General features: G+C 59.3%; 1 protein-coding gene. It reads right to left on the bottom strand.

Annotated features, from left to right (window positions below):
- On the bottom strand, positions 1 to 652 hold a 652-nt coding region (locus DVK06_RS16780), incomplete at its 3' end, for a hypothetical protein (RefSeq protein ID WP_147438152.1).
- Positions 653 to 765: the final 113 nt, after the last annotated feature.

Raw genomic sequence — 765 nt, 5'->3', positions numbered from 1 at the left:
ACAGCCGGTACAGGTGTCCCTGCTTCGTCTCGTCGACCTCTGCCTCTTTCCACTCGGCGTAGGCAGCCTCGAGCTCCAAGCACGCCGATCGAAACACGCCACTGGCCTGCGCTCCAGTCTCATCCTCAAGCAGTCGTTGGCGCAGGTGATCTAGCCTGTCGAACCAGTTTGAGGGGGGTAGCGTCTCCCACTGCTCGCTGTACGTCTGTTCGGTGAATCCGACGGACGAGACTGTGTTTGAGAAGTCGTTGAGTGCCCTCTTCAGATCGCGGATCGCCTGGCCGAGGGCGTTCGAGCCGAGTCGGGACTGAACGTCTTGTAGCTCCTCGATTCGAGACCACACCTCCCGAAACTGCTCGGCGAGCGAGCCGTCCGTGACTGTGTGTATCTCTCGATCGATGCCGGCCACCTTGTTATCGAGTTGGTTCCGAACACGAACGTACCGAGCGGAGCTACTATCTGCGACCGCCTCCTCAGTAGACTCGGTAATGGCCTTAATGAGCGCCGGAGGCCAAGCCCAGACACCAGCCCAATTGCTCACCTCTTGGTACTCGGGAGCGAGCGGATCGCGCAGGCAGTGGATCACGGAGGGGATGTCGTTCTTATCGCGCCATTCTTTGAACTCTTCCCAGCGGTTGGGCTTGTAGTTCACCGCTCCGTCGTAGATGACGCACCCGATTTCGTTGGCTATGTCGGAGTTGGGGAGATAATGGAGATGCCGTGAGAACAGTGCTCGCGGTGGGTATGATGCGTTGGGTCGGCTGG

It is taken from the genome of Halorubrum sp. Atlit-28R, assembly GCF_003665955.1.
Taxonomy (GTDB): domain Archaea; phylum Halobacteriota; class Halobacteria; order Halobacteriales; family Haloferacaceae; genus Halorubrum; species Halorubrum tropicale.
The sequence above is the reverse complement of the archived record's forward strand: the minus strand, read 5'-3'. Positions and strand labels throughout refer to the sequence as shown.